This window comes from Methanobrevibacter sp. (assembly GCF_036307625.1).
GTDB lineage: Archaea > Methanobacteriota > Methanobacteria > Methanobacteriales > Methanobacteriaceae > Methanocatella.
Genome location: NZ_JAXJXF010000127.1, coordinates 1 through 21482 on the forward strand (window position 1 = coordinate 1; position 21482 = coordinate 21482).

Genomic DNA, 21482 nt, shown 5'->3' on the forward strand with positions numbered 1-21482 from the left:
AGGCAGGCTGTTGTTGTAATTAAAGAGATTAACAATGTTGATCATTTATGTGCATATTACACTGCTAATTGTGAAATTGATCGTGATGATTTAAAAGAGTTTTTAAAAGACAGGCTTACCAATTATATGATTCCGACTGTGTTCATGCAGCTTGATGAAATGCCGCAAACACCTAATGGAAAAACGGATACTAAAAAACTTCCGGAACCAAGAATGGACTTGAATTATGTAGCACCAAAAACAAAACTTGAACAGGAAATTTGTGCAATATTTTCATCCATATTGAATATAGAAACTGTTGGTGCAGAGGATAATTTCTTTGAAATTGGAGGAACATCTCTTATTGCATCAAAATTAATTATTGAACTGCTTAAACAAGGATATACTGTAAGATATGATGATATATTCAAGAAGAAAACTCCTAAAGCATTATCAAAATTATTGTCTGGAGAAAGCGATTCCAAAGAGGAGTTAAATATAGAAGAGGATCTTATCAAAAACTACAATTATGATGAAATCAATAAACTTCTCGAAGAAAATACCTTAGAAAACTTCTTTGATGATGAAAACCTTGAATTGGGTAATGTCCTATTGACTGGAGCTACCGGATTTTTAGGAATCCATATCCTATATGAATTCATCAAAAATGAGGAAGGAAAAATCTATTGTATGTTAAGGAAAGGCAAATTTGATTCATGTGAAGAGCGGTTAATTGATCTTATGAATTATTACTTTGATGAAGATTTCACTGACCTAATCGGAACACGTATAATCATAACCGAAGGAGACATAACTGAAATTGATGACTTTAAAAAACTTGAAGATGAACCTATTGATACAATAATCAATTCAGCGGCACTTGTAAAACACTATACTGCCGATGATTATATATTCAGGGTAAATGTCGATGGTGTAATTAATGGACTTAAGTTTGCCCAAACAAGGAATAACATAAAATATGTGCAAATATCAACAATCAGCGTGCTTTCATCATACTCTTTAAATGAAGAGGCATATCCAAATCAGGAATATTGTGAAAGAACATTATACTATGAACAGGATTTGGAAAATAAATATGTATGCAGTAAATTTTTAGCTGAAAGGTCAGTTTTACAAGCGGCGACTAAAGGACTTTCAGTAAAAATAATTAGGGTAGGAAACTTGATGAGTCGTTACTCAGATGGTATGTTCCAGAAAAACTATGATACAAATGCATTTTTAAATAACATAAAGACAATTAAAAAATTGGGGGCAATGAATCCTACGATGGCTAATGAAAAGGTTGACATGAGTCAAATTGATTATGTTGCAAAAGGAATACTTGCGTTGTGTAAGACTCCAGTTAAATCCCGAGTATTCCATTGTATGAATAATCATTTTATTTCCCATAGGGATATTGTCGATGCATTAAATACATATGGTTATGGAATTGTCGAAGTGGGTTTCGAAGAATTTAAACAGATTTACGAACATAATATTAATGAGAATATACAAGGTATTATAACTGCTGATTTTTCAATTGATGACTTTGATGAAGAGGACGATTTCGAGGAGAATGTAGAAATTGAACAGACTATTGATATTCTTCAATCATTAGGATTTGATTGGCCTAAACCAGATAAAAAGTATCTTAAACGAGTGTTCGATTATTTAAATAAATTCGATTATTTTGAATGAGGGTGAATAGTATGTCAAATGAAATTATTTCTCATAAGTTTCGGGAATTGTTGTTGCCATCATTGCTTATAGCAATGGCTTTAAACATAGCATCTGTTGTTGATGCAAGTTTTGTATCAACATTCATAGGACACGATGCACAAGCGGCTTTACAGGTTTTAGAACCTTTAGTATTATTAATCACAATATTTGAATGGTTATTTGGATTGGGGGGTCAAATTTTAGCTTTAAATAAAAAGGCGGAATTTGATGAAGATGGAAGCAATCATTATTTCACAACTGCAATGCTTTCAACAATAGTTCTGTCAATTTTGATTTTTTTGGCATGTTTTTTATTTAAAGATGCCTTAATTAATATATTGCATCCAACTCCGGGAGCACTACCTTATGTAAATGCTTATAGTGTATATTTATTCATTAGTTTCCCAATTGCAACTGTATTGGGGGTTTTATGTCAGTTTATTCGTGTTGATGGACAACCAAATTTTGCTTCAGGGGTAATTATTATTGTAAATATTATCAATATAATTTTAAATTATTTATTCCTTGGCGTTTTACATATGGGCATTGAAGGAGCATCACTTGCAATGTTGGTAGGTTATATAGTTGGAGCATTGTGTACTTTAAAATATCATTTTGATTCAAAAAGAACTTTCAGATTTGTTTTATCTAAATTGAAATTCAGGAGTTGGATAACCTCAACAATTGAAATAATTAAAATAGGTCTTCCAGGCGCAAGTATGGGTTTTTTTAATGTATTATTGGTCTATATCATGAATTTAATTGTTGGTGGAGTTTTAGGAGAATTAGGTTTGGACATATTCAATGTATGTGTGGTTGCACTCTTACTAATAAGTATTTTAATCATGGGATTCGCCGAAACATTATCTTCCATTGTTCCTATTTATTATTCGCAAAATGATTATTACAACCTGCATCATATCGTGCGAAATTCGGTTATAATAACATTGGCCTGTTCACTGATATTTACTGTATTTCTGTTAGTATATCCTGATGGATTGTTATTGTTTTTCAAACTTCATCAAATGCCTAATGATACATTAGTGGAAAATGCAATTAGGATGTACTCATTAGCATTCGTACCTATGGCATTTTCAACTATGTTGTTGTTTTATTATGAAGGAATTGAAAGAACTGTGGAATCCGGAATCATCACAATCATTTCAGAATTTTTAGGACCGTTAATGTTTACATACCTATTATATCCATACATTGGCATCAACAGTGTTTGGGTGTCTTTTCCGTTAGGTTTTGTTCTATCAATAGTTGTTGTTGCCATTTATGTAAAAATAATTCAAAGAAATGATAGCGAATATTCTGGCCTGTTTTTCATTAAAAGGGGTTTGATCGAAAAAACTAGGAATTACACTTTAGAAAGCAAAAATGATGATGTGAAATCTGAAATGTTCAATCATTTGGAGAGTTTGAATGCGGATAATTCTTCTATTGAAACATTGGGTAAGATAATAAATGCCATTTTTGATTTAAACAATGAAAAATTGCATATGGAAATATTATTGATTGACTATGGTGATAAAATAACCATCAATATGAAGGATGAAGGTAAAAGGGAAGTAAAGAAAGAAATTGAAAAATCCTTTTCGCAAGATACCATCAAAATTAGTGAGGTAATGGGATTTAATAATATAGAATATGTAATTAATATGCACTAACTAATTTTTTTAACTTTTTTAATTAAATATTTTTGGAGAGTTATTAAAAATAGATTGTGCATAAATTTCTTTAGATTTTTGGAAAACAGAGATTAAAAATAAATTATTTGGTGAGAAAAGCAAATAATATGGATATTAACTTTAATTTTGATATGGTTTATACAAGGTTTAAGATTTAAAGTGTAAAAAAATGAAATAAATTGCATAAATTTTTATTTAAATGGTTATTTTTTTATAATTACTTTCAAAAGTTATGTACAATGTTATATTTGTTAGGTTATATATTTCGGTATTTTGTTAATTTTTTTATAAGTTTCGAAAAATATTTAAAAATGTATTTGCGCAATTGAATTTTATAAATTTAGAATATGTAAATTTAACAATTTCATTAAAATTAAGAGTATATTTGAAAATAATTTAAAATATAAAATAAAAATACATTATATGATTTTAAATATAACTTGGAAAATTATTATTGGTGAAAGATGGGAATTTAGACTTAAAATTGTTAAAGAATTTGCAATCACCGTAACTGACTTCTATGGAGTTTAAATGTTATTTAAAAATATTTGTGAATAATGCATAATCTTATAATATCTTTTTTTCGTATGTATTGATTAAATAAAATTGGCATAACTAATAAATAATATTTTAATCAAAGTTATAATTATTGCAATATAGGAGGTGATACTGTGAGTAGGGAAAAAATTTTAGGGTTATTATATATACTTTTAGGTTTGCTGTTGATTATTTGTCCAGTATTTTCATCTGAATTACTTTCCATAAGTATTGGTTTTGCTTTAGCTTGTTTAGGTGTAATGGCATTAAGTAAAGGATTTGTTTTTAAAGAAGAGTTTGGTAATGCTTATTCATATTTATCCATAGCTATTGGAATTGTTTCATTGTTATTTGGAATTTTGTTTATCTTCTCTTTAAATGCTTTAACATTCCTTACATCTTTACAATTCTACATTATCGGAATTATAATGGCTGTATATGGATTAGTGGGAATGTTCTGTTTAGATGGTGGTAAAAATAAACTATATTCAATAATTATTTTGATTTTAGGTATTTTAACTATTGTCTTTGCAGCATTTTTATCATCACAACCAATTTTGATAGCCGTACTTGTTGGAGTTGCATTACTTGTAGAAGGAGTATTCCTTATAGTTGTGGGTCGCAGTAAGACATTAATTGAAAAATACGGATAAATTTTTTTTAATAGATTAAAAAAGATAATTATCGGGAAATCCCGATAATTATTTGATTTTCAAATCTCTCCTTTTTTTACAGTAATATGTTGATCAGTAGATAACTTCCCATATTATAATAAATTAAATAGATAAAACACCACACTAAGCAATAGTAAAATTTAAACAATATTTACAAAATTATGGGGTTGTAATGGCAGTATAAAAGTTTTCATAAGAAAACACATCATAAATCACTTCCACAAGTAGGACAACATTTGGATGATAATAAACCTCAAACAAAGTTGAAATCACTACTGACTAACCAATCCAGAAAATAATAATGAAATTATGAAATCTCATGTAGTAAAAAATATTTGAGTAATGATTAAATAATGTGTAATTTAATTTAACTTTTTTTCACGATATGTCCAATTTTTAAAAATAGAATTATTATGGTATTTTCATTGATGAATTGGACAGTTTGGGTAAAAAATGAAATAAATAAAGATTATATTAAAAAACTTAGGAATCCTCAACTTCTTTAAGTTGAGGTATTCCAATCTTTTTTCTTCTTTTGAAGAAGTTTGCAATCTTATTTCCTGTTAATTTTTGAATTTTTTAAGAAATATTGCTGTTGTAATGGCCGTTGCAATAACTGAGATTATGTTGGCTATCATTGAAGGCAGTCTAAATCCTTCAGGCGCTTGCAGAATATATGCAAAGGCAATTACTGTACACACGATTGCCGGTGCAAATGCAATAATGTAATGCTTTCCTTTTTTAAGTAGATAAGCACTTGCAGCATATAACATTACTGTAGCTACTATTAATTGGGACCATGCGAAATATCTCCAAATTAAACTGAAATCAACAAATGTCAATCCGAAGGATACTAAAAACAATGGTATAGCTACTTTAAGTCTTGAAACTAATTTTTCATGGTTTAGATGAAGTGAATCTGCAATTGTTATTCTTGAACTTCTAAGTGCAGTGTCTCCTGAAGTGATTGGACAGATAACAACTCCGATAATGGTTAGGACTAAACCGACAGGTCCTACCAGTACTGATGCCATTTCATATACTGCCACTGAAGGGGATGCACCATAAATTACTGCAAGTTGAGGTTGGCCATGGAAAAATGCCATTGCAATTGCCGCCCAACAAAGAGCAACCAAAGCTTCTACAATCATAGATCCAAAAAATACTGGTCTCGCATCCTTTTCATTTTCTATACCTCTTGAAACAATTGGGGCTTGGGATGCATGAAAACCGGAAATGGCTCCACAAGCAATTGTAATAAAGAGATATGGGAAAATGCTTTTGTCACTTAAATACAATCCTTGTGTTGTAAATTCTGGAATGGTGTATGCAGGATTTAAAATGACACCTGCAGTCATTATCACTGCCATAATCAATAATAATGCTCCAAAAATAGGATATATTCTTCCAATGATTTTATCAATTGGAAATACAGTAGCAATCAGGAAATAAATGAATATTATTGTTATACAGATAAGTAATGGTATTTGAGTCAAGTTACTAATTAAATCTGCAGCACCTTTTGCAAAAGTGGCTGCAACAAGAATTCCTGTGATTATAATTAGAACTGAAACAAATTTTTCAAGGCCAGATCCCAAATACTTTGAAACGATGGCTGGCATTGTAAGACCATCCTCTCTAACAGACATGAATCCTGCGAAAAAATCATGAATGCATCCAATAAAAATTGCACCTAGAGTAATCCATATAAATGCTGCCGGACCAAACAATGCACCTTGTATGGCCCCAAAAATAGGTCCCAATCCTGCAATATTTAGAAAATTAATTAAGAAATTCTTGGTTTTGGATAGGGGTATATAGTCAATTCCGTCCTGCAGTCTATATGCTGGAGTTTCACGGGTTTCATCCACACCTGCCGTTTTTCAACTATTTTTCCATAAATAAAGTATGATGCGACTAATACGATAATACAAATAATAAAACTATACATGATTTATACTTTGTCAATTTATGTATAAGAATATTTTGTATTTTAAATAAATATTAAACATTTTTTGCATTATTCACTTTTATGTGAATATTTTATTTAATTCTTTCTTCAGTTTCAAACCAGTCCTTTGATTTGGCAGGATATAATGTGAATGCCACTGATGAAATTATCAATATTAACGTAAGGACTGTCAAAACTATTAGGGAGTCTGGGGTGGTAAAAGTCAGCACTCCACCTATTCCTCCAATCCATATTGCAATTAATATCATTGGAATTATATATTTGATATGTACCAACCACCAGTTTCCTATTTGAGTGTTTTACTTCTACTGTTCATGAAGTCAATCAGTTTTTCAGCTTTGAATACCCAAGCAAATAAGAGGCATTCTACAAATACTGATAATATGGTACAAATATTGTTTACGAATATGTCTGCGATTCCAAGTATGTATCCTCCGGCTGAAGTGGCATAAATCATGGAGGCTAGACCTCCAATTATACATAGTATGGTGGTGGCCTTACGTCTTGATAATGACATTTTGTTTTGGATAGAAATTGAAAGTACTTCAAATGAGGACAGCATGCTGGTAATTCCTGCGATATAAACAGTGAAGAAAAATAATGGGCCTAAAATTAAACCTGCAGTTCCTAAAATATTGAATACTTGAGGATATGCTGCAAAAATCAGGGTTGTGCCCTGTGAAACAATTTCAGAAACTGGTGTTCCCGATTGGAGAGACATGTAACTCAATATTGAGAACACTCCTAATGCAGTGAAGTTTTCGAAAGCGGAATTCGCTATGATGACATATAATCCTGATGAAATCAAGTCAACGTCGTCTTCAGTATAGCTTGCATAGGTAAATCCTGCACCCATTCCCAAACTTAATGAAAAGAAAATTTGTCCAAATGCTGCTGCCCATATCTCAAAATGCCATAAAAGTGACCAATCAGGATTGAACAGCTCTGCAAGACCAATAGAAGCTCCAGGTAAGCTCAAAGAGAATATAACAATGATAATCATGACAACAAATAATAGGGGTACAAATATTTTAGAGATTTTACCCAAACCTTCATCCAGATTTTTGTGGGATATTAACCAAATAATAAACCATCCGACAAGCATGAAACGGCAATAAATGGTATGAAGTTAAAAATACCACTCAATGAATCAGTAGATTGCAGAAGATTGACATTTAAAAATGTATTTGGATCAGGTCCCCATCCTTTAAAAAAGCTTAAAAACATATATGTTCCATCCCAACCAATGATTGTGGAATAGTATACTGTCATTATGAATACTACAACAGGCAACATCCAGCCGTAAACTTCGAATTTAGGTTTCAGCTTGACAATTGCTTTTGTAAATGAAGATTGGTAATTATAGCCAACTCCGTATTCTAAAATTATAAATGGGATTGCTAAAACTAGGATTGCAACCAAATATGGAATATAAAAAGCTCCACACCATTTGAATAAAGTACGTATGGATATCTCCAAATGTTTCCCAATCCGACAGCAGAACCTATCATTGCAAGAATAAATGCAATATTGCTTCCCCATTTATTTTCATTTGCCATTTAATCTCATCTATTATTTAAATGTATATTATTTTAAAATATATATTTGTTTGTACAAATCTGGGTGAGTAAGATAAAATTTTGAACATGTCATTGATTTAAGATGGAAAATGAATGTAAATTTTCAATCTCAAGAAGTAAAAATCCACTGCAAAAATATCAAATCTAAACAAACGCATTGCGAATGTATGTAATTTCAAAAAATTAAATAGAAATGGAATGAAAAATGCATTTCAAAAACACAATAATTAATAATTTCTATTATCAAAAATTATATTGAAGGCGATATAATGTTTAAGTATTTTAAAAAGATTAGCCTGGGGAATTGGATATTAATCGGAATGATTTTAGGTTTTATCGTAGGTTTATTTTTAAATTTCTATGTTAACGACCCTTTTATTAAAAATACTGTATTTATTGATAATATCTTTTACTTAGGCGGTACTGGATTTATCAGACTAATGAAAATGCTGGTTGTACCGTTAGTTTTCTTCTCGATTGTTGTTGGTGTTTCATCAATTTCTGACATTAAAAAAATTGGTACAATCGGTGGGCGAACAATACTTATTTATCTTGTTACAACCGCATTGGCAATTACAATTGCACTCATTATTGGTATGTTCATTAAACCGGGGATGGGTTTAAATTTAGTTGCAACTGGACAGTCTGCTAGCGTAACAATTAACCAAACAATGTCGGATACTATTTTAAATGTGATTCCTGAAAATCCATTTACAGCTCTTGCAAATGGTGATATGTTGCCGGTAATCATATTTGCTGTTATTATTGGTATAATTTTAGCACAATTAAAAGAAGAAGTCCAATTGATAAGTGATATTTTTGACCAGTCAAATAAAATAATGATGGAAATGACTTCTTTGGTAATGAAATTTGCACCTATTGGAGTATTCTGTTTAATGGCAAAAACATTTGCGGGTCTTGGATTTGAAGGGTTGCTTCCATTGGGAAAATATGTCTTATGTGTTTTAATAGGACTGGCCGTACAGGCCTTGCTTGTTTATCCTTCATTGATGGTTGTATTTACCAGATTGAATCCGATTAGATTTTTCAAAAAATTTTTCAGCGTAATGCTGTTTGCTTTCTCAGCATCATCCTCAAATGCAACAATTCCTTTAAATATTGACAAACTGGAGGAAATGGGAGTTTCACGTGAAGTGTCATCATTTACAATTCCATTGGGTGCCACAGTCAATATGGATGGAACCGCAATCATGCAGGGTGTTGCAGTAATGTTTGCCGCTCAGGCGTATGGAATCGACTTAGGTACCTCAGCACTCATTACAGTTATATTTACGGCGGTTTTAGCATCTGTTGGAACAGCAGGAGTTCCATCCGTAGGACTTGTTACTTTAACAATGGTATTTAATTCTGTTGGATTGCCTGTGGAGGCTATTGGAATGCTGTTTGGAATAGATCATATTCTGGACATGTTTAGAACTGCAGTAAACATTGCCGGTGATGCAATTTGTACAATAATTGTTTCATTTAAAAACAAATCTATGGATGTTGATGTGTTCAATGGCAAAAAAGAGGCGGATTTGGATCGTATTGAACTTGAAGATTTGGTTGCGTAAACCTTTGCGCAACTTCCTTTTTTTTTTTAAATATGTATTACTATTTTTTAACAGTTTTTTTGTAACTCTATGGTCATATAAACAAAATTTTTGCCTAATTTTTTCAGTGTATGAAATTCTTTGTTAACATTTTTAAATGATGCAGTTTAAATTAGTATTATCAAATGTCACTATATTTTTACATTGTGGACTTTGCAGATTATTTGGCGAAATAGTAATTTATGACTTTGATTTGAACTCGTTAATAAGTTAAGGAGCGTTAAATATGAAATACACAAAACTTGGAAACTCAAATTTGAATGTAAGTCGTGTATGTATGGGTTGTATGGGATTTGGAGATCCCAAAAATGGAATGCACACTTGGACATTGCCTGAAGCTGAATCACTTGAAATAATTAAAAATGGATTGGATAATGGTATTAATTTCTATGATACTGCTATTGGATATCAAAATGGAACTTCCGAGCAATATGTTGGAAAGGCCATTAGGGAATATGCCTCAAGGGAAGATGTGGTTGTTGCAACTAAATTTTTGCCACGTTCCGAAGAGGAAATTAAAAACAATGTGTCAGGTCAGGAACATATCCACAACTTTGTCAACAAAAGCCTTGAAAATTTAGGTCTTGAATATATTGATTTGTATATTTACCATATGTGGGACTATAACACTCCATTATATGATATTTTAGAAGGATTAAGCGAGGTAATTGAAGAAGGCAAAGTAAAATATATTGGCATTTCCAACTGTTTTGCATGGCAACTTGCAAAAGCAAATTCGCTTGCCGAAAGTGAAGGTTTTTCCAAGTTCGTTTCAGTTCAGGGTCATTACAATTTGATTTTTAGAGAAGAAGAACGTGAAATGATTCCATTGTGCCAAACAGATAACATTGCAACAACACCATACAGTGCACTTGCTTCCGGAAGATTGTCTAGAATGCCGGGTCAGGAATCTAAAAGATTGAAAGAAGATTTTTATGCGGATTTAAAATATAAATCCACTGAAAAACAAGATTTTGAAATTATTAAAAGAGTTAATGAACTTGCTGGTGAATTGGATGTGTCAATGACTGAAGTATCTCTTGCATGGCTGCTTACTAAAGTCACATCTCCAGTTGTTGGCTCAACAAAGTTTCATCATGTTGAAGGTGCAGTCAATTCTGTTGATTTAAAATTATCTGGTGATGATATTAGCTATTTGGAAGAACCTTATGTGGCTCATGACCTTGTTGGGGTAATGGCGGATAATAAGGTGTCTGCTAATGATAATGAGAAAGTTTGGGCAAAACATACTAAAAATAAGATTTAAATATTGTTATTTTTTGGGGATAAAAATGGATAAAAAAACAGTTTTTTCAATTACTTTTTTCTTATTGTCATTAATTATTTTATTCATGGCTTGTGGAGACGCTCCTGAAAATATTGCCGGACCAAAATTTCAAACTCCAGCACCCAAAACTGTGGAAATTGGCGGATTAAATTTCACGTTTGCCGCAGGATATTTTGAAGATAATGACTCACAAGAAATTAATCTTGCGAATAATGTAGTGGCACATGTTGTGAATAAATCTCAAAAATCGTTTAAACAAAATGAGATATTGCTGTTGGATATTGCCGTATTGAAATTGGATGGTAAAATTGATTTAAATGATTTGAATGATGGAACTTATGAAAATAAGTCAATTAATGGTGTTGAAGGTATTTTTAAGAGTGGTGAAGCTACAACCTCTGCAGGTTGGGTTAAAAATTCCCATCCTAGATATTACTTTAATTATTTAAAAGATGATAATTTGGTAATGATTCAGTGTGACAATTTAAGGACTATTGAAGAAATGGTTTCATGAAAACAGCAATTCATCAATGATGTCCATGTCCAAATGTTCTTCAACTATTTCAGCCAGTCTGTTTAGTGAATAATCCTTTTGAGTTTCATAAGGGTCTTCACCATATTTTGCTTCAAGACCTTTTTTAACACGAATATAATTCAAAAATTCTCTTCGGAAGTTGTAATTGTGGAATATTCCATGGAAATATGTTGCAAAAGCATTTCCATTACTGGCACCATCAATTATTCCTTCATCATTGTTTCCTTGACCTTTTTTAATATTCAAAAGAGCGCTAGCGGATTTTAACTCGGTTGTTCCTTCATGAATTTCATAACCTGTAACGCTTTCACCAGCAATATTTTTAAATATTGCACCGGCAATTCCTTTAATTTCTTTGGGTATTGTTGCTTCTGATTGTGTTACGATTTTATCCGCTCTGGAAAATTTGGATTCAATATCAAGCAATCCCAAACCGTTAAGAGTACCATGTTTTGATTCACGTTTATCATCATCATGGATTACATTGCCTAAAATTTGCAGGCCTCCGCAAATTCCAACGACTGGAATTTCTTTGGATTTTTCAATTATTTTTTCGGCCAATCCACTTTCCTGAAGTGCATACATGTCCTCTGTTGAGTTACGTGTTCCTGGAATAATTATTGCATCGACATCACCAATATCGTCATTAATGCCAATCATTTTAAGTGCAACATCTTCCTCGTATTCAAACGGATCTATATCTGTGAAATTAGCTATTTTAGGCAAACGGATAACTCCGATGGAAATGTCCTTATCCTCTGCAAAAACATGGGTTGTTAATGATGCTGAGTCTTCTTCAGGCAGTTTCAAAGTTTCATCATATGGAAGAACTCCTAATACTGGTTCGCCTGTAATTTCTTCTATTCTATCAAGGCCGGGTTTTAAAATGTCTAAATTGCCTCTAAATTTGTTAATCACTGTTGCTTTTAGGCGTGACCTGTCATAATCATCGAGCAATACGTAAGTTCCTGCAATTGCTGCAAAAACTCCTCCCATTTCAATGTCTGCAATTAATATTACATTGGCATCTGCCAGATGTGCAATTTCCATATTTGCAATGTCCTGGTCTCTCATGTTGATTTCTGCAGGAGAACCGGCACCTTCAATGATTATTATATCATATTTATCAGATAATATCTCAAAACTTTCTTTAATTGCATTGAATGCTGTATCATGGTATTTGTGCTGGTAATCATAAAAATTCATGTTTCCAATTGATTTGCCCTGGATAATGACATTGGAAGTGAAATCTCCTTTTGGCTTAAGTAGTATAGGATTCATATGCACACTAGGTTCAACCATCGCAGCCTCGGCCTGCAGCATTTGAGCTATTCCAATTTCTCCATTTTCTTTTGTAGTGTATGAATTTAAGGACATGTTTTGTGATTTAAAAGGAGCTACGTTGTATCCTCTATTTTTGTATATTCTGCATAATGCTGCTACAAGCATACTTTTTCCGGCATTTGAAGATGTTCCTTGAACCATGATACATTTTGTCATGTATATGATTATTGAATTAATATTATAAATAATTTAAACTTGAAGCGAGAAAGAGTCATTTAATTTTTAATCTAATTTGTGAGATGCAAGTTTTAAGTTTTGATTTCACAGGTTAATATATAATTTATCAGGGGGTTTAATACGTCTGATTATAAAGAATATAATTTGTGAAATTAAACTTTGTTTATACATCTCTCAAATTCGATTAACAAGAAATAATTATTGTAATTATACTTGTAATATTTACTTTTAAATTACTACTATATATTAATTACCTTTAAATTAGTTATTTCAGTTTATTTTTTAAAACAGATTAATTATAATTGAATTTTTAATTTTAAATAATGAATTTTTGAAGTTAATTACAATCGATATGAATAATTAATATTGTCTATGTGTCTATTATTTTTTTGTTCATAATTGTCCAGTGATTGTTATTTTTCTAACTAAAACACAAAAATTTTTGAACCACTGTACCTGGGGAGTACAATAACTCAAAAATACAAATATTTTGGAATATAATATTATAGAATTTCTAAAATTTTAAATATTAATATAATCAAAGTATAATTTAATCAGTTAATTTCTAAATTTAACTTATTCTGGCATGGAATTATAAATAAAATGTTTAGAAGTAGTTCAATTTTCAAGATTTTTAATGATATTTTTAATAAAATTATATAAACAATTAATTTTATTCATATTTTAATTTATTTGGGGGAACATTTGATAAATGGTGAGAATATGAAATCATGGAAAATAATGTTAATGTTATTGATATTGTTAACTATCTTATCAATGGGCTGTGTTTGTGCATCCGATGAGGTTGCATCTGATAATATGGTTGGTGATGATGTTAATCTCATTGCAGTGAATGTTAATGATGTTGGTGGATGTGATGATGTAGACATTGTTGAGTTTAATGGTGCTGATGAGATTTCTGCTGAAGAAATTAGTGTTCAGCAGGGTAGCGGGCATGAAAATGAGTTAAAGGTTGCTTCAGATTCACTTGAGATTGTAAAAGAAAATGTCGAGGGGGATTCTGTTCTCGAAAAGAATAATACAATAGATTTGAATTTTCAGGTTCCTGATGTGGTTTATAAATATTTTGGTAGTGAAGAGTTATGGATGTATGCACCCAAAGATGCAAATGGTGTGATTGAGGTTCATGTTGATAATAAGTATGTTACTACTATTAATAAAGTTCAAAAAAATTATTATCCATTTGATTTCGTATATTCTAATTTAGATGAAGGTAATCATAGTATTGATTTCCGATTTAGGGGAGATAGCTTCTATAAAGATGTAAATAAAACTTATAATTTTGAAGTAAGGGCTGTTTCAATATATATTCCTGATGAAGTTATTCGGGAGGGTATTTCTTGGAATAATTGGATTAGGGTTGCTTTTCCTGATGATACCAAAGGATTTATATCAGTATTCGTAGATGGCAAGTTACGTGAAAAGTTTTCAACTGATAAATACCGCCGCAATAATATTGATGATTATCGTGACGACTATGAATTTGAAATGTATTCATATGAATATTGTTATCATGATTTATCCGATTTGCCGTTTAAGGAGTATGAAATCGAAGTAAAATTCGATGGAGATCCAAAATATAATTCTGTAAGTAAAAAAGTAAAATGCAATTCAACATATAATATGTATGTGTTTGTAGATGATGACTGTATATATGATTATCATTGGTATCATCAAGATATCTCAATCCTCATGCCTGAAGATATTAAATCAGTTCCTGTGGTAAAAATAGACGGTAAAACATATAAGGTTACGTATGATGAGGTAAGTTCAGAATTTTTAGTTAATGTGGATTCGTGTAAATTGCCTATTGGGAATCATACAGTTGTTGTAACTTATGCTGATGCTAAGTATCCTTTAAAAACATTCACCGGTTCAATTAATGTCTATGGTAAAATTTTATTGGATACTGGTTATGGTATAGAGCATGGAGATTATGAGTGGTATGTGGGTATGGATAGTATTTTCTTTTTAAAATTGCCTGCTGATGCAAAAGGTCAGCTGGTAGCATATGTTTCTGAGAATAATGATACGAATGGTACTCTAATTAAAAAAGTTAATTTTAAAAATGGATTTGCAAGTATTTCAGTGAATGATTTGATTTTAGGGAAGTATTACTTGAGTGTCAAATACAATGGTAGTGATTATAATGTTGATGATGTAAATGTGCCTGTGGAGATTTACTTAAGGTATTATTATCCAGATAGTATGAAGTATGGTGAAAATGAATATTTAACATTTAAATCAGTTAAATCTGATAATAGGTTACTTTCAGTTAAGTTGAATGGTAAATTATATGGTAAAATTCAATTAATAAATGGTCGGGGAAACATTTCATTAAATAAACTGCCGTTGGGTGAATATCTGTGTCTTGATGTGTATTCATCAGATGAATGCGTGTTTTCATCAGTTATCTCTGTTAATCCTGCCACTAAGTTAACTGGTGGAAAAAACATTAAAATGCACTACAATGACGGAACCAAATATTCTGTTAAAGTATATGATAAGTACGGAAAACTGGTGGGAAAAGGCAAAGTTGTTACATTCAAAATAGGCAATAAAAATTATAAAGCAAAAACAAATGCTAAAAGTATAGCATATCTTAAAATAATTAATAAGCCTGGAAAATATACCATTGCAGCAAATTATGATGGGGTTAAAGTCTCAAATAAGATTGTTGTAAAGCATGTTCTATCATTAAACACCGTCGAGGTTAAAAAATCCGCTAAAAAACTGGTTTTGAAGGCAACTTTAAAACAAGGCAAAAATGTGCTTAAAAATAAAAAGGTTGTTTTCAAGTTCAATGGTAAAAATTTCACCTCAAAAACCAACAAATAAGGTGTTGCAAAAGTTACCATTAAAAAAGGAGTCTTGAAAAAACTTAAGGCAGGTAAAAAAGTTAAATATCAGGCAACTTATCTTAAAGATACAGTTAAAAAAGCATCCAAAGTTAAAAAATAACTTTTTAGGAGTTTTTCAACTCCTATTTTTTAAATATTTCAATCATTGACAAAGTCTCTCCGATGGCTTCGTTTATGACTAGGGTTTCCAAATTATCGTAGGGAGTTTCACTTTTATTAATCAGCACCAATTTTTCACCATTGAAATAATATTAATATTATTTTCTTTTTTCCTAGATAATATCTTATTAATAAATTATGGTATTCTGTAAATTTATAATTAATGTCAAGATTATAAACCATCCATCAACATTAACAATTGAATTAGTTACAGCATTGTTAGACTTAATTGGAAATAATATGAAATTTGTTCGTTTAATAATATATGAACATTTTTTAAAATGTTGAAAACATTGCATAACTACTTTATGGATGATGCATAAAAATATGTATGTCTAGAGAGAAGATGTATTCAAAAATACAAATCTTTTTCTAACCTTTATTTACTAAAATAGAAACCTTTTTATATATTTAATAAACAATATTTAAATAGTATATCAAACTTAATTTTTTAATGATGAATTTATTAATAGAAGTGAGGTTATTTTATGAAATTTGAAGAACAAGAATTAATCGAAGATTCTTCTGAAGATGTGATAGTTGATGGTGAAGTAAAAGAATCAACTTCTAGTGAAGATACTCAACCGATGTTGGATTATAATAATATAAAAAGCTCACAGGATATTGATGTTCCACCTTTATTAATTGATCAAGTTATTGGCCATGAGGAGTCCATTGAGACAATTAAAAAAGCGGCAAAACAAAGGAGAAATGTTTTGTTAATAGGGGACCCTGGTGTTGGTAAATCAATGCTTGCTAAAGGAATGGCACAAATTTTACCTCATGAAACTTTACAGGATATTTTGGTTTATCCTAATATGGAAGATAACAATCATCCTTTAATAAGAACTGTTCCTGCCGGTGAAGGTAAAAAAATTGTAAAGGCAACTAAAAGTTCAGCTAAAGGACATGAAGAAAGGAAAACTATTATCACTATGTTTGCTATTGGTGGAGTATTGGTTATTGGATTTATGTATGGCAGATTATTGGAATCCATCATAGCAGCTGCATTAATTTTACTTATATCAATACAAATTAAACCTAAAACAAATAATATGTCTCCTAAATTATTGGTAAATAATGAAGAGTCAAGATTTGCACCATTTATGGATGCAACAGGAGCTCATGCAGGAGCATTATTAGGTGATGTCCGCCACGACCCATACCAATCAGGAGGTCTTGGAACTCCAGCACATGAACGTGTAGAAGCTGGAATGATTCATAAAGCTAACAAAGGAGTTTTATACATTGATGAAATTGGTACAATGTCAATGAAAACCCAACAGGAGCTTTTATCTGCAATGCAAGAAAAGCAATATTCAATCACAGGTCAAAGTGAAAACTCAAGTGGGGCAATGGTAAGGTCCCAATCTGCACCATGTGATTTTGTTCTTGTGGCATCAGGTAACCTGCAGGTTCTTGAAGGAATGCACATAGCAATGAGGTCAAGAATCAGAGGATACGGTTACGAAGTATTCATGAAAGATTATATGGAAGATACTACTGAAAACAGAGAAAAGTTAGTGCAGTTCGTTGCTCAAGAAGTTAAAAATGATGGAAGGATTCCTCACTTTGCTCCAGATGCGTTGGATGAAATAATTCTGGAAGCAAAAAGAAGGTCAGGTAAGCAAAATGCATTGACATTAAGATTAAGGGATCTTGGTGGATTAGTAAGGTCCGCTGGTGATGTAGCTATCGAAAAAGGTGCTAAACTTGTAACTTCTGAACATGTTTATGAAGCTAAGAAATTTGCTAGAACTTTAGAACAGCAAATAGCAGACAGATCCATCCTTCAGAGAAAAGATTACAGTATGGTTTCCGCTGAAGGTGGAAGAGTGGGTCTTGTTAACGGACTTGCTGTAATTGGTGATAGAAGTGGAATAGTTTCTCCAATCGCTGCTGAAGCTGCACCAACACAATCTAAAAACGGTGGTCAAATCATAGCTACTGGTAAATTGGGTGAAATTGCACAGGAATCTGTACAGAATGTAAGTGCATTAATTAAAAAATACACTAACAAGGATATTTCAGATTATGATATTCATGTACAATTTATCCAGACTTATGATGGAGTTGAAGGTGACTCTGCAAGTGTAAGTATTGCAACAGCAGTTATTTCCGCAGTTGAAGAAATTCCAATTGACCAGACTGTAGCATTGACAGGTTCACTTAATGTACGTGGAGATGTAATGCCTATTGGTGGTGCTACTGCTAAAATTGAAGCGGCTGCAGAAGCTGGAATGAAAAAAGTATTGATTCCTAAATCTAACTTAAAAGATGTTATGATTGAGAAAAAATACGAAGACATGATTGAAATCATTCCAACTGAAACTTTAAGTGATGTTTTGGAAAACATTTTAATTAGCGGTTCTAAAAAGGATTCCCTAATTGAAAAAATGAAAAATATCGGTTCTAAAGTCGTTGAAAAAGTTCCACAAACAAATATCAATAATCCAACTACTAACTAGGTTGGATTAATCTTTTCTATTTTTTTTATACAAATTTTTATATATTTTTTTATTCAAAGGTTAGATTATGAGTAGTTTTAAAATTAGTGTTGCAAAATTTATTGCTAAAGTCGGAGGACCATTTTCTAAATTAGGGTCTGGAAGTGGAAAAAGTTTTGCAGGAATATTATTTACAAGAATTGCTGGTGTTGATGCCGTTTCAGAATTATCCAAGGATATGGGCATTGGTTCAATAATCCTTACAGGAACTAATGGTAAAACAACTACAACAACTCTTTTAATTAAATTACTATCATCTGATGTTCAAATAAGAAGTAGTTTTGAAAGTAATACAATAAATGCAATTGCTTCTGCATTCATTCAACAAAAAGGAGATTTGGGTGTTTTTGAATATGGTATTCGTAATATCAAATATGGAATTCCAGATACAGTTCAAAGGGTTGTTGACCCGATAGGTGTAGTTTATACCACTATCTCTCCAGAACATGCGCAGGTTGCTGGCGTTAAAAATCCTTTTGAAGATTATTACAAGGCTAAAAGATTATTGTCACAAGGGATGAAAAGGGGAGTAATCGTAACTAATGCTGATGATCCAAGGACTGCACTGCTTGGAATTGATAAGGAAAATGATGTAAAGGTTAATTATTATGGTATTGAAACTGATGATGTGGAAGATATCAATGGTAATGCGGTTGAATGTCCTAGATGCGGTGAAAAATTAAACTATTCTAAATATATATTAAATCACAGGGGAGTTTATACTTGTAGCTGCGGTTTTAAACGTCCTGAATTAAATGTAAAAGTCACAGATGTTGAATTCAATCCTGATTCATGGAAATTAACTATAGATGGAGATTTATTCAATTACACTGTTTCAAAAAATGTTAAATTTAACTTTGACATAACCGTGCCGGCATTCGGTTTTCATAACATCTATAATACATTGGCTTCAATTACAACTTATGCAACATTCACTCCTAAGGTTGAAAACATTGAATCTACTTCAAAAAGTGTATTTAACAATTTGGACATGTCATTCATTCCGCCTGGAAGATTTGAAGTTGTCGACATAGGAGGCAAATTCGTAGGTCTTGGTCAGGGAGATAATGGGGATGCTGCCAAAATCAATGCTATGTTTATGAATCAGTATGTTGATGGACCTCTTGAGTTTATTTACACAACTCCTGATGTGGATGAGGAAGAAATCTTTGATGACCATTTTGAAGTCATAAAAAGCATGAATCCTGCCCATATTATTGTTGTTCCTGGAAGAGAATCTATTGACAAGGCTCATGAATATTATGAATTAATTAAAGAAGAATATCCTGATGCCGAGTTTTATCCGTTAAGTTATAGTGAAATGGATGTTAGAATTAAAAAATTAGTTGAACTTGCCCGCAATTCTGACTATGACTATGTGATTATGACAGGTTGTGGTGAGGAACAGGCAATGTGGGAGAGAATAAAAAGAAATTTAATAGATAATTAAAGAATCTATTATCTCTTCTATTTTTTTGTAAAATTCCAAATCGCTTTTTTCTATTTCTTTAAATGATGCGTCAATGCTGCACCCGCAAAGGTCTGTACTGCCGATTATAAAATCATTTGAATCCTTTTTTATCATAATGCCGAAAATTCTTTCTTTTTCATTGGCATATTTTTCAAATTCTTCATCTGAAAGTTTAATGTTGTAGTCATTGACTGAGTAGATGTCGCATTCGTTAATGACTGGGATGAAGGTATACATTCCAGCTGCCAGAAATATGTTTTCATGCTTTAGAATTTTTAAGATTCTTTTTTCGTATGAATCGTCTTTTTCGATGCCGTATTCATTGAATTCTAAAATGTTGTTTGTCCCCATGTAGTAATTGTCATGGATGATGGTGGCTACCAAATCTTTGTCTACATAATTATCGCAGGAAGCCCTAATGTTTTTAATAGTTTCATTAATTCTCATCACAAAAAGCCTCGTATTTTTCATATATTGAAAGCATATGTTCAAGTTTATAAATTTCACAGATTCAATATATACTTTCATAATTTAGTTTGATTTTTTTGGTATATTAATTGCGGTTATTTTTAAGGTCATCATAAAATATTAAATTATATATTATTCAAATATATTAACATCTAAAATTTTAAAAATTTTTGAGGATTGAAAAAGATGATTTATTCAACTGAAATTGAGAATATGTGTCCTGTTCGCAAAGGTGCAAATCATGGACCGGCTCCAATTCCTGAAGAAGGTAAATGGGTAAAAGCAAAAGAAGTATCAGATATTTCAGGCTTTACTCATGGTATTGGCTGGTGCGCACCACAACAAGGATGCTGTAAATTAACTTTAAATGTTAAAGATGGAATAATTGAAGAAGCTCTTGTTGAAACTTTAGGATGTTCTGGAATGACACATTCTGCAGCAATGGCTGGTGAAATATTGGTTGGAAAAACTATTTTGGAAGCATTAAATACTGACCTTGTTTGTGATGCAATAAATACTGCCATGCGCGAATTATTCTTACAGATTGTTTATGGAAGAACTCAGTCTGCATTTTCAGAAGGGGGACTTCAAATTGGTGCTGGACTTGAAGATTTGGGAAAAGGTCACAGAAGCCAGGTGGGAACAATATTTTCCACAAAGGAAAAAGGACCAAGATATCTGGAACTGACTGAAGGTTACATTACTGAAATTGGCCTTGATGAAGATGATGAAATAATCGGTTATAAATATATTAACCTGGGCGTCATGTTGGATGCAATCAAAGATGGTGTTGACCCATTGGAAGCTATTGAAAAGGCAACAGGTCAATACGGAAGATTCGATGATGCTGCTAAAAAAATTGATCCGAGGAAGGAGTGATTGC

Annotated in this window: 17 protein-coding genes and 1 pseudogene; 10 read left to right on the top strand and 8 right to left on the bottom strand. The window is 31.5% G+C overall.

Annotated elements, in window-relative coordinates; translation table 11 throughout:
• The 3 genes from UIB65_RS08135 to UIB65_RS08145 form a co-directional block, all read left to right on the top strand.
• Positions 1 to 1677 (top strand): SDR family oxidoreductase (locus tag UIB65_RS08135; protein ID WP_330040838.1); only part of this gene is annotated, 1677 nt, incomplete at its 5' end.
• 11 nt (positions 1678 to 1688) lie between these two features.
• A complete protein-coding gene (locus tag UIB65_RS08140; RefSeq protein WP_330040839.1) occupies positions 1689 to 3371 on the top strand; it encodes an MATE family efflux transporter in 1683 nt (560 codons plus the stop codon).
• 692 nt (positions 3372 to 4063) lie between these two features.
• Positions 4064 to 4582: a DUF308 domain-containing protein gene (locus UIB65_RS08145; RefSeq protein WP_330040841.1), complete on the top strand. Its 519-nt coding sequence runs from the start codon at positions 4064 to 4066 to the stop codon at positions 4580 to 4582.
• Between the two features lie 584 nt (positions 4583 to 5166).
• Here the strand turns inward: UIB65_RS08145 and UIB65_RS08150 are convergent.
• The 5 genes from UIB65_RS08150 to UIB65_RS08170 form a co-directional block, all read right to left on the bottom strand.
• Entirely contained in the window at positions 5167 to 6474 is a 1308-nt protein-coding gene (locus UIB65_RS08150) for a carbon starvation CstA family protein (RefSeq protein ID WP_330040842.1), read from the bottom strand.
• Between the two features lie 172 nt (positions 6475 to 6646).
• A complete protein-coding gene (locus UIB65_RS08155) occupies positions 6647 to 6823 on the bottom strand; it encodes a hypothetical protein (protein ID WP_330040843.1) in 177 nt (58 codons plus the stop codon).
• 38 nt (positions 6824 to 6861) lie between these two features.
• Complete coding sequence (locus UIB65_RS08160) at positions 6862 to 7680, bottom strand: hypothetical protein (RefSeq protein WP_330040844.1); 819 nt, start codon at positions 7678 to 7680, stop codon at positions 6862 to 6864.
• The gene (locus UIB65_RS08165) at positions 7650 to 7997 is read right to left on the bottom strand and encodes a hypothetical protein (RefSeq protein ID WP_330040846.1); all 348 of its coding nucleotides are present in this window, start codon (positions 7995 to 7997) and stop codon (positions 7650 to 7652) included. The genes UIB65_RS08160 and UIB65_RS08165 overlap by 31 nt, the downstream gene beginning before the upstream one ends.
• Entirely contained in the window at positions 7982 to 8134 is a 153-nt protein-coding gene (locus tag UIB65_RS08170) for a hypothetical protein (RefSeq protein WP_330040847.1), read from the bottom strand. Before UIB65_RS08170 ends, UIB65_RS08165 begins: the two co-directional genes overlap by 16 nt.
• Positions 8135 to 8424: 290 nt before the next feature.
• On the opposite strand from UIB65_RS08170, the gene UIB65_RS08175 reads away from it, so the two are divergent.
• The 3 genes from UIB65_RS08175 to UIB65_RS08185 all read left to right on the top strand — a co-directional run bounded on the left by UIB65_RS08175 (position 8425) and on the right by UIB65_RS08185 (position 11570).
• Positions 8425 to 9729 (top strand): dicarboxylate/amino acid:cation symporter, encoded by a 1305-nt coding sequence (locus UIB65_RS08175; RefSeq protein ID WP_330040848.1) that lies wholly within the window; start codon positions 8425 to 8427, stop codon positions 9727 to 9729.
• 265 nt (positions 9730 to 9994) lie between these two features.
• Positions 9995 to 11035 carry an aldo/keto reductase gene (locus UIB65_RS08180; protein WP_330040850.1) on the top strand — a complete coding sequence of 347 codons (1041 nt, stop codon included), beginning with the start codon at positions 9995 to 9997 and terminating at the stop codon, positions 11033 to 11035.
• A gap of 25 nt (positions 11036 to 11060) precedes the next feature.
• Complete coding sequence (locus tag UIB65_RS08185) at positions 11061 to 11570, top strand: hypothetical protein (protein ID WP_330040851.1); 510 nt, start codon at positions 11061 to 11063, stop codon at positions 11568 to 11570.
• Here the strand turns inward: UIB65_RS08185 and cobQ are convergent.
• Positions 11565 to 13091 carry a cobyric acid synthase CobQ gene (gene cobQ, locus UIB65_RS08190; protein ID WP_330040852.1) on the bottom strand — a complete coding sequence of 509 codons (1527 nt, stop codon included), beginning with the start codon at positions 13089 to 13091 and terminating at the stop codon, positions 11565 to 11567. The genes UIB65_RS08185 and cobQ overlap by 6 nt on opposite strands.
• 744 nt (positions 13092 to 13835) lie before the next feature.
• Here cobQ and UIB65_RS08195 point away from each other — a divergent pair.
• On the top strand, positions 13836 to 15971 hold the full coding sequence (locus UIB65_RS08195) for a hypothetical protein (protein ID WP_330040854.1): 2136 nt from the start codon (positions 13836 to 13838) through the stop codon (positions 15969 to 15971).
• 145 nt (positions 15972 to 16116) lie between these two features.
• Here the strand turns inward: UIB65_RS08195 and UIB65_RS08200 are convergent.
• Positions 16117 to 16242: pseudogene (locus UIB65_RS08200) on the bottom strand (NAD-dependent protein deacylase); the annotation flags it as partial.
• 498 nt (positions 16243 to 16740) lie between these two features.
• On the opposite strand from UIB65_RS08200, the gene lonB reads away from it, so the two are divergent.
• A complete protein-coding gene (lonB, locus tag UIB65_RS08205) occupies positions 16741 to 18621 on the top strand; it encodes an ATP-dependent protease LonB (protein WP_330040871.1) in 1881 nt (626 codons plus the stop codon).
• Positions 18622 to 18685: 64 nt separating this feature from the next.
• A complete protein-coding gene (locus tag UIB65_RS08210; RefSeq protein ID WP_330040873.1) occupies positions 18686 to 20110 on the top strand; it encodes a Mur ligase family protein in 1425 nt (474 codons plus the stop codon).
• Here the strand turns inward: UIB65_RS08210 and UIB65_RS08215 are convergent.
• Positions 20096 to 20578, bottom strand: a complete 483-nt coding sequence (locus UIB65_RS08215; RefSeq protein WP_330040856.1) for a hypothetical protein — start codon at positions 20576 to 20578, stop codon at positions 20096 to 20098. The genes UIB65_RS08210 and UIB65_RS08215 overlap by 15 nt on opposite strands.
• Positions 20579 to 20785: 207 nt before the next feature.
• On the opposite strand from UIB65_RS08215, the gene UIB65_RS08220 reads away from it, so the two are divergent.
• Positions 20786 to 21478 carry a hypothetical protein gene (locus tag UIB65_RS08220; protein ID WP_296804446.1) on the top strand — a complete coding sequence of 231 codons (693 nt, stop codon included), beginning with the start codon at positions 20786 to 20788 and terminating at the stop codon, positions 21476 to 21478.
• Positions 21479 to 21482 lie beyond the last annotated feature (4 nt).